At 32.4% G+C, this 18,136-nt stretch carries 17 protein-coding genes; 11 read left to right on the top strand and 6 right to left on the bottom strand.

The features are described 5' to 3' along the window. Window positions 1-13 precede the first annotated feature (13 nt). Both folE and RCH19_RS03400 read left to right on the top strand, forming a co-directional pair. Window positions 14-613, top strand: coding sequence for a GTP cyclohydrolase I FolE (folE, locus tag RCH19_RS03405; protein ID WP_343022035.1), 600 nt, complete (start codon window positions 14-16; stop codon window positions 611-613). A gap of 242 nt (window positions 614-855) precedes the next feature. Then, window positions 856-2,274 carry an SDR family oxidoreductase gene (locus RCH19_RS03400; RefSeq protein ID WP_343022034.1) on the top strand — a complete coding sequence of 473 codons (1,419 nt, stop codon included), beginning with the start codon at window positions 856-858 and terminating at the stop codon, window positions 2,272-2,274. 475 nt (window positions 2,275-2,749) lie between these two features. On the opposite strand, the gene RCH19_RS03395 is transcribed toward RCH19_RS03400, so the two are convergent. From RCH19_RS03395 to RCH19_RS03370, 6 genes are all read right to left on the bottom strand, one after another. After that, window positions 2,750-4,045, bottom strand: a complete 1,296-nt coding sequence (locus RCH19_RS03395; protein WP_343022033.1) for a deoxyribodipyrimidine photo-lyase — start codon at window positions 4,043-4,045, stop codon at window positions 2,750-2,752. After that, entirely contained in the window at window positions 4,045-4,506 is a 462-nt protein-coding gene (locus tag RCH19_RS03390) for an SRPBCC family protein (RefSeq protein WP_343022032.1), read from the bottom strand. The genes RCH19_RS03395 and RCH19_RS03390 overlap by 1 nt, the downstream gene beginning before the upstream one ends. A 313-nt stretch (window positions 4,507-4,819) precedes the next feature. After that, window positions 4,820-5,260, bottom strand: a complete 441-nt coding sequence (locus RCH19_RS03385; protein WP_121926039.1) for a sterol desaturase family protein — start codon at window positions 5,258-5,260, stop codon at window positions 4,820-4,822. A 45-nt stretch (window positions 5,261-5,305) separates the two neighbouring features. After that, window positions 5,306-6,148: a phytoene/squalene synthase family protein gene (locus RCH19_RS03380; protein WP_343022031.1), complete on the bottom strand. Its 843-nt coding sequence runs from the start codon at window positions 6,146-6,148 to the stop codon at window positions 5,306-5,308. 1 nt (window position 6,149) lies between these two features. Further along, window positions 6,150-7,619: a phytoene desaturase family protein gene (crtI, locus tag RCH19_RS03375; protein ID WP_343022030.1), complete on the bottom strand. Its 1,470-nt coding sequence runs from the start codon at window positions 7,617-7,619 to the stop codon at window positions 6,150-6,152. A 36-nt stretch (window positions 7,620-7,655) separates the two neighbouring features. After that, complete coding sequence (locus RCH19_RS03370; RefSeq protein ID WP_343022029.1) at window positions 7,656-8,552, bottom strand: MerR family transcriptional regulator; 897 nt, start codon at window positions 8,550-8,552, stop codon at window positions 7,656-7,658. 598 nt (window positions 8,553-9,150) lie between these two features. Between RCH19_RS03370 and RCH19_RS03365 the strand changes: the two genes are divergently transcribed. From RCH19_RS03365 to RCH19_RS03325, 9 genes are all read left to right on the top strand, one after another. Then, entirely contained in the window at window positions 9,151-10,044 is an 894-nt protein-coding gene (locus RCH19_RS03365) for a dienelactone hydrolase family protein (protein ID WP_343022028.1), read from the top strand. A 3-nt stretch (window positions 10,045-10,047) separates the two neighbouring features. Further along, window positions 10,048-10,917 (top strand): DUF808 domain-containing protein, encoded by an 870-nt coding sequence (locus tag RCH19_RS03360; protein ID WP_343022027.1) that lies wholly within the window; start codon window positions 10,048-10,050, stop codon window positions 10,915-10,917. Between the two features lie 350 nt (window positions 10,918-11,267). Next, window positions 11,268-11,669, top strand: a complete 402-nt coding sequence (locus RCH19_RS03355; protein ID WP_343022026.1) for a (deoxy)nucleoside triphosphate pyrophosphohydrolase — start codon at window positions 11,268-11,270, stop codon at window positions 11,667-11,669. After that, complete coding sequence (locus tag RCH19_RS03350) at window positions 11,666-14,806, top strand: DUF3427 domain-containing protein (protein WP_343022025.1); 3,141 nt, start codon at window positions 11,666-11,668, stop codon at window positions 14,804-14,806. The genes RCH19_RS03355 and RCH19_RS03350 overlap by 4 nt, the downstream gene beginning before the upstream one ends. A 98-nt stretch (window positions 14,807-14,904) precedes the next feature. Then, window positions 14,905-15,513, top strand: a complete 609-nt coding sequence (locus tag RCH19_RS03345; protein ID WP_343022024.1) for a YkgJ family cysteine cluster protein — start codon at window positions 14,905-14,907, stop codon at window positions 15,511-15,513. A 354-nt stretch (window positions 15,514-15,867) separates the two neighbouring features. Beyond that, a complete protein-coding gene (locus tag RCH19_RS03340; RefSeq protein WP_343022023.1) occupies window positions 15,868-16,392 on the top strand; it encodes a hypothetical protein in 525 nt (174 codons plus the stop codon). A gap of 6 nt (window positions 16,393-16,398) precedes the next feature. Next, the gene (locus RCH19_RS03335; RefSeq protein WP_343022022.1) at window positions 16,399-16,785 is read left to right on the top strand and encodes a helix-turn-helix domain-containing protein; all 387 of its coding nucleotides are present in this window, start codon (window positions 16,399-16,401) and stop codon (window positions 16,783-16,785) included. An 8-nt stretch (window positions 16,786-16,793) separates the two neighbouring features. Beyond that, a complete protein-coding gene (locus tag RCH19_RS03330; RefSeq protein ID WP_343022021.1) occupies window positions 16,794-17,240 on the top strand; it encodes a hypothetical protein in 447 nt (148 codons plus the stop codon). A 216-nt stretch (window positions 17,241-17,456) separates the two neighbouring features. After that, window positions 17,457-18,041: a zeta toxin family protein gene (locus RCH19_RS03325; protein WP_121926027.1), complete on the top strand. Its 585-nt coding sequence runs from the start codon at window positions 17,457-17,459 to the stop codon at window positions 18,039-18,041. Window positions 18,042-18,136 lie beyond the last annotated feature (95 nt).

The following is an 18,136-nucleotide window of genomic DNA, read 5'->3' as shown; positions in this document are numbered from 1 at the left end:
ATAATAATAAGAGATGAAAAGCTACGAAAAAATAGAACAATACGATACAGAAGTTACAGAAGCATTAGCTGGTAATTATAAAACAATAATAGGTACATTAGGAGAAGACGTTGATAGAGAAGGTCTTGAAAAAACACCAGAAAGAGTTGCAAAAGCAATGCAATACTTGACGCATGGTTACGGATTAGATCCACTAGAGATTTTGAAATCAGCGATGTTTACTGAAGATCATAGACAAATGATAGTAGTGAAAGATATCGAAGTATATTCTATGTGTGAGCACCACATGTTACCGTTTTTTGGAAAAGCGCACGTAGCGTATATTCCCAACGGAAAAATTGTAGGTCTAAGCAAAATTCCAAGAGTTGTTGATGCTTTTGCAAGAAGAATGCAAGTTCAAGAAAGATTGACGGACCAAATTAAAGATTGTATCCAAGAGGCGTTACAACCACTAGGAGTTGCAGTTGTAATCGAAGCACAACACATGTGCATGCAAATGCGCGGAATTCAAAAACAAAACTCTGTAACAACAACTTCTTCCTTTACAGGAGCTTTTGAGAAAAACAAAACTAGAAAAGAATTTATTAGTTTAGTTTCCAATAAATTAAGCTAAATTTAGTCCTTAAAGTAAAGGATATATTGTAATCAATTACAGATTTAATTGATCGTTCAAATATGGAATCTTTTATAGATTCCATACTTGTTTAAAAATGTGGCAAATGTGATAAATAAAGAATAGAATCTGCTTATTACATAGCTTCACAAATCAAATAAACAGCGAATTAATTTATAACGAAATTAAATATTTCACAATCACAATTAATTTAGTGTCTAAAATCCAAACAAAATAGAACTATGAAAATTCTCTTAACAGGTGCGACAGGTTATATCGGTAAACGACTTTTACCATTATTGATAGAACAAGGACATGATATAGTATGTTGTGTAAGAGACAAAAACAGGTTCTACGCTCCTGCTGAATTGATAGATAAAATAACAGTAGTCGAAGTTGATTTTCTCAATCAGGAAACGATGTCAAATATTCCAGAAGATATTGACGCCGCTTATTACTTAATACATTCGATGTCGGGTTCAGCAACTAATTTTGATGAACTAGAAAGTGATTCTGCTTTAAATTTTGTCGAAAGAGTAAATGAAACTACAGTTAAGCAAGTTATTTATTTAAGCGGAATTATAAATGATTCCTCACTTTCTAAACATTTATCTTCCCGTAAAAAAGTGGAGGAAATTTTGAATTCTGGAACGTTTGCGACCACTACTTTAAGAGCTGGAATTATTGTAGGCTCAGGAAGTGCCTCTTTTGATATTATACGGGATCTTGTAAATAAACTGCCTGTTATGGTCACGCCAAAATGGCTAAATACAAGATGCCAACCTATTGCTATACCAGACGTACTTGAATTTTTATCAAAATCATTACTAAATCCTGCAACTTACAATCAAAGTTTTGACATAGGCGGTCCTGATATTTTGACGTACAAAGAAATGCTAATGGGTTTTGCGGAGGCAAAACATTTAAAGCGCTGGATCTTTACGGTTCCAGTAATGACTCCGAAATTATCTTCTTACTGGCTGTATTTTGTAACCTCAACATCATATCGCCTCGCATCTGCATTAGTGAGCAGCATGAAGGTGGAAGTCGTTTGTAATGACACCAGAATAAATGAATTACTCGATGTCACTCCAATGACTTATGAACAAGCACTAGCCCGTGCGCTAATAAAAGTTGATGAAGATAAGGTAGCGTCTAGTTGGAAAGACTCTTTAGTTAGTGGTCGTTTCAGCAAAAATATGTCCGCATATTTAAAAGTTCCGAAAAAAGACTGCTTTATCGATCGTCGCAAGATGGAAATCATAGATCGCGATTTTACAATTAATAGAATATGGTCAATTGGTGGAGATACGGGTTGGTATTACGGTGACTGGTTATGGAGTTTAAGAGGATTTATCGATAAATTATATGGTGGTGTGGGATCTCGAAGAGGTAGAACAAACCGACACGATATACATTCTGGTGATGCTTTGGACTTTTGGCGTGTTTTATATGCGAATAAGGAAGAGGGAAAATTAATTCTTTTTGCTGAAATGAAATTACCAGGGGAAGCTTGGCTGGAATTTAAAATAATTCACAACACGCTTTATCAAGCTGCTACTTTCCGACCTAGGGGAGTTTGGGGAAAATTGTATTGGTATTCTGTTTTACCGTTCCACGGATTTATTTTTAAGGGAATGCTGGCGAAGTTAATTAAGTAATTTTAAGTTTAACCACACGTTGATTGTATTTGCCGCAAAGTCACGAAGGCACAAATTTTATATTAAAAAATTTTCACACAGATTTCACAGATTAGCACAAATTGATGAAGTGTAAAAAATTTAATCTCATAGCCGGGCGATCGCGAACTGACGAATTAATTGAATTTAGCTTATAATATGTGGTATCATTGAAGAATATTGCACTAAGTAGTACTTAAGTAGTAGTCAATATAAAGTAAACATGAAGCTTAACTAACTTAATTTTCTTAATGGTTTATAAAGTTCCATTGTTGAAACAGTCCTAATTTTATAAATTTAAGCAGCTCATAACTTCAAAAAAACACAAAAGAAGAATCTGCGTTAACCTTTTAAATCTGTGTAAACCGTGTTCAAAAAACTTATATTTCTTAAATCCTGCTTCACAAACTGACTAATTACGCAAAAAAACTTAATTAACTTACATGGTAAAAAAGAATTACTTTACAATTCCAGCCTTATAAGTAGCAATTGCACGGTCTCTCGCCATAGCATGTTCAACCATAGGTTTTCCGTATCCTAATTCGAATTCTTTAATCCATTTACGAACATAAACTCCCTTTTCATCAAACTTTTTTTGCTGGATTTCAGGATTAAATACTCTGAAATATGGTGTAGCATCGCAACCCGTTCCTGCAGCCCATTGCCAATTCCCAACGTTAGCTGACATTTCGTAATCAAGTAATTTTTCAGCGAAATAAGCTTCGCCCCATTGCCATTGAATTAGTAAATGCTTGCATAAAAAACTAGCCACAACCATACGAACTCTATTGTGCATGTATCCAGTTTCGTTTAATTGGCGCATTCCTGCATCAACCATCGGATATCCTGTTGTTCCGGTGCACCAACGCTTAAAATCGTCTTCATTATTACGCCATCGGATGCCGTCATAAGCAGCTTTAAAATTTTGAGTAACTACTTTTGGAAAACTAAAAAGGATTTGCATAAAAAATTCTCTCCAAATCAATTCACTCAAAAAAACATCGTTTTTATGAAACGCCCAATTCACCAATTTACGGATGCTTACTGTTCCAAAACGTAAATGTGCTGATAAATAACTCGTCTTGTCTAATGCTGGAAAATCGCGTATGTCTTGGTAATTAGAAACAAATTTTAAATTGTGATCTCTTACTTTTATTTTACTTTCTTTAAAACCGATATCTCCTAATGTAGGGAAATGGAATTTACTCTTAAAGCAGTTCTGTAGAAGGCTTAAACTATCGTATTCAGTAACCGGAGCCATTGTTTTATACTTCTCTAACCATTTATTTTTAAAAGGAGTATAGACGGTGTATGGCAATCCATCAGCTTTTGTAATTTCTTTTTCTTCAAAAATTACTTGGTCTTTAAAAGAACTAGAAAGAACATTATTCTTTTCTAATAGTTCGTTAATTAGTACGTCTCTTTTTATAGCATAAGGTTCGTAATCTTTATTGAAGAAAACTTCTTTAATGTCGTATTCCTCTAAAAGTGCTTGCCAAACGTTTAGCGTTTTACCTTTTTTAATTAAAATAGAGCTTTGACTTTCTTTTAATTTCTCATTAATCTTTGAAAGATTTTCATGAATAAAACCAACTCTGGGATCAGTCTCAGGTAAACTTTCTAAAATAGCATCGTCAAATATAAATAAAGGAATGACGGGATATTTAGATTGCAAAGCATGAAACAAACCTACGTTATCTTCTAAACGCAAATCACGTCTAAACCAAAAAAAAGAAACTTCTTGCTTGCTCATTATTTTCCATTAAACATTTCGTCCACCTTAGTTACGCGGTATTCGAAAATAGATTTTAATTTATTTTTAACCACTAATGTATTCATAATACGACCTATGAAACCAAGCGGTAAACCATAATGAACAACATCAGTCATTTTTGTACCTGTTGCAGTTGCTTCGAAGAAATGCTTATGATGCCAAAAACTGTAAGGCCCGAACTTCTGCTCATCTATAAAATAACTATTTTCTTTAACGTTCGTAATCAGTGTCATCCAAGATAATGTGATACCAAAAAGTGGCGTTACTTTATATTGAATTATCTGTCCTGGATACATCGATTTATGATCGAAATCTGTGATTTGAAAACCCATTCCTTCAGGAGTTATCTTTTGAAGATTTTGCGGATTTGAGAAAAAAGCCCAGCATTCCTCTACTGTTGCATTTACGTGCTGAACGGTTTCTTGTTTGTAAATTTTCATGATTGATTTTTAAGAAAAATATTGATGAAATCTGTGAGCCGCGCGTGGGACCATGCCTAAAGCATGGCAGGTAACGTGGAGGTTTTTGTATAATTGGCTTTTGCTAGGTATAAAAAAGCGGGAACGAATAGCCCAGCACCGCTGTCACTTCCGATTTGTCGGAGAGTGAAAGCGGTGTAACGCCATGATAAAAATGATGCTATATTAGAAAAAGATTTTAATGTTTTATAACCACAAATTACACAAATTATCAAAAATTAATTACTTAATTCTACATCTGTTATTTGTAATAAAATATCTAGCTTAAAACCGTTTAAATTTTATAATACTTGAAAGGAACGAAAAGCATCCCGAAGCATTCTCCGTGCTCTTTGCCTAAGTGCTTGTGATGTACTTTGTGTGCTTTTCTAAGCCCAATTAAATACTTGTTGTTAGTGTGCTTGAACCATTTAAAACGCTGGTGAATTAATACATCATGTATCATAAAATAGCAAAAACCATAAAACATTATACCCAAGCCGATGAAGAATAAATAATTCAATCCTCCTTCTACACCAAAGTAAAAAAGTGCTATACTAGGAATCGCAAAGATTACAAAAAACACATCATTTCGTTCGAAGACGTTGGCATATTTTGGTTGGTGATGATCTGCGTGGAAATACCACATTGATCCGTGCATTACGTACTTATGTGTTAACCAAGTAACACATTCCATTATTAAAAAAGTACCGAAAAAAATCAGAAAAAATATCATTTTTATTCTCTATTTAATTTAAAATTCCTTTATAAAATTAGCGGCTTATTGCACTAACTTTAATTTGTAAGACACAAAAGACCTTGCTAAAAGTCCTGCTTTAGTATAATTAGAAACCCTGATTCTTGCGCTTCCTATTTCTTCACAAGGTGTGTTTTCTAATTTTTTAAGCAGTTTTTTGTAATATACAAAAGCAGTGTAAACACCAAATTTTGCTTCGATAGGTAATTTTACAATCCCTTCATAAGCCACTTTAAAATCTTCATTAATCTCATTAATGATTGCTGTTTTCGCATTTTCATCGAATGAATTCAAATCAACACCAGGAAAATAATTACGGTTTAAAACTAAATTATCATCCTTTAAATCACGCAGAAAATTCACTTTTTGGAATGCTGAACCTAAACGCATCGCTTCATCTTTAAGCTGATTATAACGTTCGTTATCACCTGCTACAAAAACTTTAAGACACATCAAACCTACAACGTCAGCCGACCCGTAAATATACGCATCATATTCTTCTTTACTATGGTAATCTGACTTTATCAAATCTAACTTCATACTGCGTAAAAACGCCTGAATCAAATCGTCAGTGATGTTGTATTCCTTAACTGTTTGTTGGAAAGAATTCAATATTGGATTCAAACTAATTCCTCTATCAAAAGCTTTGTAATAGTCTTCTTCAAACTCGGTAATTAAATCTTCCTTTTCAAAACCATGAAAACTATCCACAATTTCATCCGCAAAACGAACAAATCCATAGATGCTATAGATGGCGTCTCTAATACTTGGCGACAACATATATACCGCCAAAGAAAAAGAAGTGCTATAGTTTTTAGTAACTAGCTTACTACACTTAAAAGATACATCGTCAAATAATTGCTTCATATTATTGCTCTGAAAATTGCTTATTAATTAATTCCGACACTAATTTTCCAGAAATTAATGCAGGTGGAACTCCTGGTCCTGGAACAGTCAATTGTCCCGTAAAATATAAATTCTTAACTTTTTTACTCTTTAACTTCGGTCTCAAAAATGCAGTTTGCAACAGCGTATTCGCCATTCCATAAGCATTCCCTTTGTATGAGTTGTATTCAGAAACAAAATCATTTTTGCAAAACGATTGTTTAAATATAATATTATTTCTGACACTTTGCTTTGTCAGCGACTCAAAACGATCCATTATCTTATCAAAATATTCTTCACGTAAGGCTTCAGTGTCATTTATTCCTGGTGCTAATGGCACTAGAAAAAATCCAGATTCCATTCCTTCGGGAGCAGCAGTTTTATCAGTTACCGATGGAAAGTTAGCATAAAACAAAGGTTCTGCAGGCCATTGCGGCTCATCATAAATATCTTTTGCATGCTGGTAAAAATCAACATCAAAGAATAAAGCATGATGTGATATATTTTCTATTTTTTTGTTGAAGCCAACATAAAACAACAATGACGAAGGCGCAAACACGCGGCTGTCCCAGTATTTCTCTGAATAGGCTCTGTGTTCCTGATCCAATAAAGTCTCTGTATGTTGATAATCTGCACCACTTAACACTAAATCAGAATCAATTCTTTTACCATTAACAACAATCGCTTTAGCCGTTTTATTCTCAACGATTATCTTTTCAATATTGGCATTCGTAACAAACTGCACTCCCAATTCTCTTGCTAATGTTTCCATAGCACGAACTACGTCAAACATTCCTGTTTTTGGGTGCCAAGTACCTAAACCAAAATCAGCATAATTCATAAAACTATAAAATGAGGGTGTATCTGATGGCTTTGCGCCAAGAAATAAAACCGGAAATTCTAGAATTTGAATTAATCGTTTATTTTTAAACTTCTTTCTAACGTCCTTACTGATATTACTAAAAAACTGTCCTACTTTCATAGCAGTTTCAGGAGTAATCAATTCTAGAGGAGAAACACCCGGACGATACACTAATTCTTTTATAGCAATATCATAATTACTTTTGGCTTCAGCCATAAAGTTTTTCAATAACTTTCCACTACCCTTTTCAATTGCTTCAAATGAAGTAAAAATTTCTTCTAAATTGTCAGCAATGGTAATAAAATCATCAATTCCATAATACACGCGGTACGCTGGTGATAATTTAATCAACTCATAATAGTCTGTAGTTTTCTTTCCAAAATCAGCAAAAAATCGTTCGAATACATCTGGCATCCAGTACCAGCTCGGCCCCATGTCAAATGTAAAACCTTCTCTTTTTAACTGTCTAGCACGACCACCAATACTTGAATTTTTTTCGTAAACGGTAACTTGATGTCCGCTTTTAGCCAAATAGCAAGATGCGGACATTGCTGAAAATCCCGAACCTATAATTGTAATTGTATGTTTCATTTGTTTAGCAAATATACAAAAAGATTAAACAAAATACTAAATTTGATTTACTAAATCGCCAATAGAGGCAAAAATCGAAATATTCTCTGAAAGTCCATCTCTTTTTATAAATTCTACCATTCTACCAATATACCATAATTCTGTAGTATCATCAACTAATTCTTCTGACATTTTATTGATATATCCGTCAAGTAAATCACGTTCCGGTTGAACTGTAAGATAAGAAACATAAACAATTGATTCAAAATGCTTTTTTAAATGCTTTAAGTTATCGACTGGCATGCTTTCGCCTAAATAAATCGTCTTATAACCTTGTAACAAAATTTCATAATTTAGATACATCAAACCTAATTCGTGAATTTCGTTCATTGGTAAAGAAAGAACAAAAACCTTATCTGTTTTACTCGGTTTTAGTACTTGTAATTTCTCAGTATTAACTAATAACTTTTGTTTAATTAGGTAACTAATGAAATGCTCATGTGCTGGTGTAATCGTATCAGATTGCCATAACAAACCTAATTCGTTCATTAATGGAATAAAAACCTGATGAAAGATTTCTTTGAATGATTTTTCAGCGATAAGCCAGTTGTATGTATTGAAAAATAACTCTTGATCAAAATTCATCATCGACATTTTCAGCTCACTAATCGCATGACTTTTAGCTGTTTTATTCGAAATTATTTCGCGTACTAATGATGGTATTTTGTCCTGTGGATATGTAGCTATTTTAGATATTTTATATCCATAATCATGTAACAACGTGATATTTAACAGCTTTTGTAAGCTAGCCAAATCATATAATCTAATGTTCGTATCGGTACGCATAGGTTGCAAAATATCATATCGTTTTTCCCATATTCGTATCGTATGCGCTTTTATCCCCGAAAGGTTCTCCAAATCCTTAATGCTGAATACATTTTTTATATTGTTCATCGTTACTTCAAATTTATTAAACAAATGTAAAATAAATTTCATTACAAACCTCGCAATAGACTTTAAACTTTGCAAAAAAGTTTGTTTTTCGACCAAAAAGGTTAAACAAAACCAAATGAAAAAAGATTTCCTACTTTTTTATAGATAAATTAATCTGTTGCAAAAAATAATAAGAGTAGATGCTAAAGTAAGTTATCAAAAGCTTCAATAATAACCATTTCCAAATCTAAAATTATGATAATCAGAATAATCTGTTTCAAGAATCTTACTACTCTAAAATAACTTTATTTTATAACTTCAATAAAATGATATAGATTTTTTTTATACAATAAAAAAAATTGACTTAGCTCCCACTGATGCTCTCAACTTCCACTAATTCTCAAATTTTTAATAATGTAATCCTTTAAATCATATTAATCTGTGGCTAAAAAATCAAATTTTAAAACTAAATACAATTACATACCTCTTACCTAAACTACACTCTTTTCCCTTTTAAAAAACTTTTTAATCATCGCCATCATTTAACTAAAACATTAACAATATTAGTATTGCATCAAAAAAAGTTTTTTTCTTACATTAGGTGTCTGAAAAATTAGAAATGAACAAACTAACCAAAGAAGATATAAGTCAAGAAGTATTTGACTTATACGATGATTACGCCCACAATAAAATAGAGAGACGACAATTTGTTGAAAACCTATCTTTGTTTGCTGTTGGTGCACTTACGCTTCCGTCATTACTTAGTTTCATGACTCCTAATTATTTGGATTCCATTTTGATAAAATCAGATGATCCCCGACTGAAATCAGCACTCATTACGTACAATTCGCCAAAAGGCGGAGGCTCAATCAAAGGACTTTTATCACAACCAGCAAAATCTAATAAGAAATTACCCGGCATTATTGTGGTCCATGAAAACCGCGGACTTAATCCATACATTGAAGATGTGGGACGAAGAGCCGCAATGGAAGGATTTATTACATTAGCTCCTGATGCGCTATCACCTTTGGGCGGTTATCGGGGAAATGATGATGATGGAAGAGAATTACAAAAAAAACGAACTCGCGAAGAAATGCTCGAGGATTTTATCGCGGCTTATAACTTTTTAAAGTCACATAAGGATTGTAACGGGCAAGTTGGCGTTGTTGGATTCTGCTTTGGTGGTTGGATTGCAGCGATGATGGCGGTAAGAATCCCAGAACTTAATGCAGCCGTACCTTATTATGGTGGACAACCCACTGCCGACGAAGCTGAGAATATCAAAACTCCACTCCTATTACATTATGCTGGATTAGATGCAAGAGTAAATGAAGGTTGGCCCGCATTTGAAACCATACTCAATAAAAATAAAGTGGAAAATACTGCTTTTATTTATCCCGCAGTCAATCACGGCTTTCACAACAATACAACTCCTAGATATGACGAAGCGGCTGCTACGATATCATGGCGACGAACAATCGATTTTTTCAAAGAAAAACTAAACAAGAAATAAATTATGGCTTCAGGAATTTTTGCATTACTAGATGATATCGCTGCACTTATGGATGATGTGGTATTAATGAGCAAGATCGCTACTAAAAAAACGGCTGGAATACTTGGCGATGATCTTGCAGTAAATGCCGAAAAAGCATCTGGTTTTGTTTCCTCCAGAGAAATACCAGTATTATGGGCCATTACTAAAGGCTCTTTTCTAAACAAGTTAATAATTCTACCACTTGCTTTTCTATTAAGCTATTTCATACCATGGTTAATTACGGTTGTACTTATTTTGGGTGCCGTTTACCTTGCCTATGAAGGAGCCGAAAAAATATACGAGTACATCGTACCGCATGATCATGCTGAAAAAATTATTGATGCTGCAGCGCTAACTCCCGAAGAAGTTTTAGTCCTAGAAAAGCAAAAAGTAAAAGCAGCCATCGTAACCGACTTCATACTATCAGTCGAAATCGTGATCATAGCATTAGGAAGTGTAGAAGGAAAACCCATTGCCACCCAAGTAATGGTTGTAACCTTTGTAGCCTTACTCGCCACCGTAGGAGTTTACGGAATCGTCGCTGCTATTGTCCGCATGGACGATTTTGGAATGGTATTACTTAAAAAAGATTCTAAAACTGCTCAATATATAGGAAAACAATTAATCCGTTTACTTCCATTAGTAATTAAAGGTCTCGCCTTTGTAGGAACCATCGCTTTAATATCAGTAGCTGGCGGAATATTTGTACACAAGATAGAATACGTGCATCATTTAGTGGAGAGCTTACCGCAGTTTGTAGGCGAATTTCTTGCAGGAATAGTTGGTGCAATACTTTCATTCGCCGTTGTCAAAGCGCTAATGTTCCTCTGGTCCAAGATTAAAACCAAATAATTACCTATTTCTAAAATCTCTTTCCAAAGCATACTTTCATTTTGGGCGTTTTTCGCCGCGGCGAACCAAGCTTTCCGCTACAATCTTTTGTTTTTTCTCAAAAACAAAAGGATTTTCACTTTAATCCCTAACGCAAAATTGTGTGAAATGAGGATTTAGTTTGTTGTTGACGCTATTAAGGAAAAGAATTGAGAAGATCTTTGTGTAAATGCAAAATTAAGTATTGAAGAAAATATTTAATTTTTTACGGTTTTACGTATTTTTCTTTCAAAAGGATTGTTTAGTATTGTAATTGAAAGTAGATAAGAAATCAAAATATTCATTTATTGGACTAAATAAAATAGTTAATTATGCCTCAAAAAAAATGCATTGATGTAACCTGTGCAATAATTTATTTTAAAGATAAAATTCTAGTTACTCAAAGAAGTGAAACAATGAAACTTCCATTAAAATGGGAATTTCCAGGTGGCAAATTAGAACCAAATGAGAGTGAGATTGACTGTATAAAGAGAGAAATTTTAGAGGAAATCAATATTAAAATAGAAATAGATAAGAAGCTTTCAGATAGTGTTTTTGATTATGGATCATTCCAAATTAAATTGATTCCGTTTATAGCAAATTTTGTTTCTGGCGATATTAAATTGGCTGAACATAAAGAATATAGATTATTAGACATCTCTGAATTAAGCAATTTAGATTGGGCAGAAGCAGACAAACCAATTGTTGAAGAATTATTAAAATTAGCGTTATGAATCAAGGAATTTACGAGGAGCTAGTAACTAAGTTAGTAAGTTTTAAACTTGGTGAATTAGAGAAAGATAATTTTCAAGTCAAGACTACTTCAATTGATAAAGCCGAAGCAGCCCAGTTATTATCTCACCATATTTCAGGAACTTTAAAACATGCATTAACTTTAATAAAAGGAGATGATGTTATTTTTAAACAAATTGAAATCGCAAATAAGATCATTCTATTTTTGAAAGAAGAACTTCAAAAACAAGATTTTGAAGATGATTTAATTATTACTGAAGGTAAAATCCTAAAAGCAGTTTTCACGAACGTTGATAACCATTTCACAGATTTAGATTTAAGACTTAAAGAAATAACTCCATTCACTAGATTAATCCACAGTGAACTTTTTACGGGAGGAAATTCTGGGACGACACTTGAAAGTGAATTGAGAAAAGAAATTCTCTCCTCTGATAGAGTAGATCTTTTAGTTTCATTTATAAAGTGGCAAGGAATACGAATTTTAGAAAAAGAGTTAAGAGAATTTACAAGTCGTGGTGGAAAATTAAGAGTAATTACGACGACCTACGTTGGAGCAACTGACTCAAAAGCAGTCGAGTTTCTTGCATCTTTGGAAAATACGGAAGTAAAAGTTTCTTACAATACAAGAAATGAAAGACTGCATGCCAAAGCGTATTTATTTGAGAGAAATACCGGATTTCATACAGGTTACATTGGTTCTTCTAATTTCTCACGTTCTGCTTTAACAGATGGTTTGGAATGGAACTTGAAAATTACAACCAAGGAAGTCGGACATATAATTGATAAGTTCAGAAAAACATTCGAAGCCTATTGGCAAGATTCAGATTTTGAATTATTTAATTCTGAGAACCATTCTCAAAAATTAGTGACCGCTCTCAAAGAAGGTAAATTTTCTAAAGAATACTCTGCACCAATAACTTTTTTTGATATAAAACCTTATCCTTATCAAAAAGAGATATTAGAAAAGTTAGAAGTTGAACGAACAATTCATAATCGATACAGAAATTTATTAGTTGCCGCAACAGGTACTGGTAAAACTGTTATTTCAGCGTTTGATTATAAGAATTTTAGAGACAAGAATAAGTCATCTAAAATTCTTTTTGTAGCACATCGAAAAGAAATCTTACAACAAGCAAAAGCTACTTTTCAAGGTGTTTTAAAAGATAACAATTTTGGAGAATTGATGGTTGACGGAATTACACCAACAAACAATGAGTACGTTTTTGCATCCGTACAAACTTTGAACAATCGATTAAAGGATTCAAATTTATCTCCAGAATATTATGATTTTATAATTATTGATGAAGTTCACCACATCTCAGCTTCATCTTATAGACCAATCCTCAACTATTTTAAACCGAAGATTTTATTAGGTCTAACAGCAACTCCAGAAAGAATGGACGGGGAAAACATTCTTGAAGATTTTTGCAATAGAATTGCTGCAGAAATAAGACTTCCCGAAGCCTTAAATAAAAAGTTGCTTTCTCCTTTTCAATATTTTGGAATAACAGATAGTATCGATTTAAGCAAGGTTAAATGGGAGAAAGGAAGATATGTTGCGAGTGAATTGACAAGTATTTATACCAAGAATAATGTTAGAGTTGGCGAAATAATTAATCAACTTCAAAAATACACCAATGACATACATGATGTTAGAGCAATCGGTTTTTGCGTAACTATTGAGCATGCTACCTTCATGGCGGAAAAATTTAATCTTGCTGGAATTAAAGCTGCTTTTCTAACAAGTAAAAACTCAGGTGAACGAGAGTTGATTCGAAATCAATTTAAGAACAAAGAATTTAATTACTTATTCGTTGTCGATATTTTTAATGAAGGAGTAGACATTCCTGAAATTGATACCGTTTTATTTTTACGACCTACCGAAAGTTTGACGGTTTTCCTTCAACAATTAGGACGTGGTTTACGATTGGCAGAGGGTAAAGATTGTCTAACAGTTCTAGATTTTGTTGGAAACTCAAGACCTGAATATGATTTTGAAAGTAAGTTCAGAGCTTTAATTGGAAAAACAACCACTTCAGTTCAAAAAGAGATTGAAGCAGATTTTCCTCATCTACCTTTAGGATGTTCTATTGTTTTGGAGAAAAGAACAAAAGAGACAATTTTAGAGAATATCAGAAAAGCTACTTCCTTCAATGTAAATCAGTTGATTAAAAAAATTAGAGACTTTCAACATCATTTTAAATTACCATTGACACTAAATAACTTCATGAAATTACATACAATTTCGTTGGAAGCGATTTATAAGAGAGATAATTGGTCAAGATTATGTCAACGTGCAGGAGTTATCGATGAATTTGATACTCTAAATGAAAGACAAATATATTCCGCAATAAAAAACAAATGGTTTTCAACTAATTCTTTAAGTTATTTTAAATTCATTCTTGATCTTGCTAAAAAGAATTTTAAAATTGATATAAATAACTTTTCAGAAAATGAATTATCAATGCTTTTAATGTTGCATTATGATGTTTGGCAAAATGCAGCTGGGTTTAATTCTTTGCAAGAGAGTGTAAGGCAAATTGGCAAAAATAAAATTTTGGTAAATGAAATTATAGAAGTTTTAGAAATTTTAATAGATAGAATTGACTTTAAAGAAATTGAAATTAGCTTGCCATATGAACAACCTTTAAAAGTACATGCGCGTTACACAAGAGAGCAGATTTTAGTAGCTTTTGGAAAATCAACATTTGAAAAAAAATATTTAAGTTTAGAAGGAGTTTTAGAAAATAAAGAAATGAATACTGAACTTCTTTTTATTAATTTAATTAAATCTGAAGAAGATTTTTCTCCAACCACTATGTATGACGATTATGCAATTAGTGAAACATCATTTCATTGGCAAAGTCAAAATTCATCTAGACCTGAAACAGGGAAAGGATTGTCATATATTAACCACAAAGAAAGAAATAAAAAAATATTGCTTTTTGTTAGAGAAAAAGCTAAAGATGAAAGAGGAAATACAATGGGATATGTTTTTATTGGTGAAGCAAACTTTAAAGATAATGAAGGTTCAAAACCGATGAATATTAGATGGGAATTATGCGAACCAATACCAAATTACTTATGGAAAGAATCAGCGAAAATGTCTGTGGGATAATTTTAAAATCAACCTCATCGCACAAAAAATAAATTTATCACAAAAAACCTCATTTTCTCTGTAAGAAACTAGAATAAACTACCTTTCAAAAAAAAATAATGGCTATGGAGCACAAGGTTCGATTGGTTGAAGAGTTATTCGACCGTCTTGAAAAAGAAATTGCAGTATTCCAGTCAGAAACGCACTTGCATTGTATTGCAGGATGCGGCAAGTGTTGCTCTACTCCAGAAATCGATGCGTCGCCATTGGAGTTTTTACCTTGGGCATTTCATTTGTTTTTAAATGGAGAGGCAGAAGATATGTTGCTCCAACTCCAACAAAAATCAGACTCCAACTGCCATTTATACCGCCCGCATTCTTTTATTGATAGAAGTATGGGAAGCTGCAGCAACTATAGACATAGAGGTTTAATTTGTAGACTTTTTGGATATGCAGCGAGTAAAGATAAATATGGCCAACTCCATTTAGCCACTTGCAAAATAATAAAAGAAGGACAACAAGAAAACTACAATATCGCTGAAGAAGCGATTAGTAAAGGACTTTATGTTCCTGTATTTACAGATTACTACATGCAATTGTCACAAATAGACAATCGACTCGCTACCACTCTACTTCCTATAAATAAAGCTTTGGCAACAGCCATAGAAGAAGTATTGCATTATTACGCCTACAGACCTTTACCAAATGGTTTAGGAAATAGTGCTTAACAGCATTAGAGAAATTAAGTCTTAATTTTACTCTAATCACGTAAAGGTTAAAAATTTAAAACAATATTATAATTAGACGGAAAAAAATATAATTTACAAACTCTCACTGCAATCTCAGTGAAAATTACTTCGTCAGTTCCCTATCACACGGTTGTGCAATTTGTGGTGAAAAAGATTACTCAATTTAAGACTGAAAGAGTAAAAATAATTGCCCTTTACAAACTACTTTTCACTATATCAAGTTATTAGTTCAAAATAAAACAGTAGTATTGTATTGTTAAAAAAGTTGTATTAGCACAAAAATTCGTTAATAGTAACTTAAAAGTGAACACTAATTTGTAAATTAACTTATAAGTGAATACATTTGCACAAATAAAACCAATAGCTCAATACGATAAGGTTTCTTATTATTCGGTTTGTATTGAAGAATCTCAACTATCTATTTTTGAGGAATTTCTGCAAAATCATACCGAAAAAAACACAAATAAATTAAATCATATTCTGGAGTGGATAAAAATAATCGGTACTAAATACGGTGCGCAATCACATCTATTTAGACCAGAAGCTGAAACAGCTGATGCCTCAGCTTTACCGCCAAAAGGCATAGGGAGAAAACCACATTTTATTGAAAATCATGAAAAGAAAGCAAACAATTTAAGGTTATACTGTTTAAGAGCAAATGAGAATGTAGTCTTCCTATTTAATGGAGCTATTAAAACCACTAAATATGCGCAGGATTGCCCTAATGTTAGACAACATTTTAAATTAGCCAATCAATTATCTAAATCAATTGACAATGCTTTTATTAATAAAGAAATTGTGTGGAATGTTGACTTTACACAAATTGATTTTGAAAAAGATTTTAAACTATATTATTAAGAAATTATGGAATTCCCAAAAAACAATAGCATCGATACTTGGCTTGAAAAAAATGGTAGCCCAGAAATAACTAAGTTAGTTGAAAAGAATTTAGCGATAGCTACCAAAATTCACGAGCTTTTAAATTTAAGAGGATTAAAACCAGCCGATTTAGCTAGACTCCTAGATAAAAAACCATCAGAAATAAGTAAATGGCTAACAGGAACTCATACGTTTACCACAAAAACAATTACAAAAATAGAAGCAGTTTTAGAGGAAGACATTATTCATATTGAGCCTCAAAAAATTTATTTTAAAGTTATGGTTACCAATCATGAAGAAATGGAAGAAATGCTTTTTGAGAAATCTGAAGTAAAAACAGATAGTTTATCAAAAGATAAAAAAGCTTCATAATTGATTCAATGGAAAATAATAACCAAATAATTCCTGAAAAAATTCATTTAAATCAAATTAAATGGATCAAAGAAAATACTCTTTTATTGGACGAAAATCTCAATGAAAACCCTATTTATGACATTGTAGTAGCTCATAATATGATGCATAATCTCGATAAAAATATAGTGAAAATTAGAATTTTTGTTGATATTGTTGGAACAATCGATTCTAAAAACATCAAACAAGGTGGAAACTATGAAGTAGATTTTTTCTATCAAATAGAAGATTTAAACGAACAGTATCAAATAACAGATGGTAAGCCCATTTTTAATGGACTATTTGTCTCAACATTATTAGGAATAAGTTATTCGACAATGAGAGGAATGCTATTCTCAACATGGAAAAATACTTTTTTAGAATCTTTAATTATTCCTGTTATTTCAGTTCCTCAACTTTTAAATAGCACTCAATAATATACAATCATAAACCCCGCAAAAAAAGCCCCAAACGGGGCTTTTTCAATATATTTAATCCAAGTATTACTTACTCAAATACATTTTTCTTATCGAGTACAATTCGTAGAACTGATCGTCTTTTAATTCATCAATAAGCAAGATGCTTTCTCCTGTTGATTTTTTTAATAAAAATTGATTCATTAATCAGAACTCAAAATGAATTATCTTTGATAAATGAACAAGAAACTTTACGTCATAGCAGGTTGTAATGGAGCGGGCAAAACAACTGCTTCGTTTACAATTTTACCTGATATCTTAAGCTGTAAAGAATTTGTAAACGCTGATGAAATAGCCAAAGGTTTATCTCCTTTTCAACCTGAGAAAGTTGCCTTTGAAGCCGGAAGAATAATGATAAAAAGAATCAACGAACTACTAGATGCAGAAAAATCATTTGCTTTTGAAACCACTCTAGCTACTAAAAGCTATAGAGGAAAAATTATAAAGGCAAAAAAGCACAACTATAACGTAACTCTTTTGTTTTTTTGGTTAGAAAATGTAGATCTAGCAATTGAAAGAGTCAGAACACGAGTTCTTGAAGGTGGTCACAACATCGATACAGACGTTATAAAAAGAAGATATAAAAACGGTATTAAAAATCTTTTTGAAATTTATGTTGATATTGCAGACGAAGTACTTATTTTTGATAATTCATTTGGAGTACCGGAGTTAATTGCTGAAAAATCTCTCGATAGTGAAATGAAAATTTTAAGTCCTATTAAATTCAATAACTTAAAAAAAAATTGGAATGAAAGAATATAAAAGATCGCTGAACCAACAAAAAATAATTGATGGAATGAGCAAAGTATATGAAAAATTAATCGAGTTCAAAAAGAAATCAAATAGTGAACTAGTCA

The organism is Flavobacterium sp. PL12, assembly GCF_039123485.1.
GTDB classification, from domain to species: Bacteria; Bacteroidota; Bacteroidia; order Flavobacteriales; family Flavobacteriaceae; genus Flavobacterium; species Flavobacterium weaverense.
Note: the sequence above shows the minus strand (reverse complement) of the source record. Positions and strands in the feature narration are given on the sequence as shown.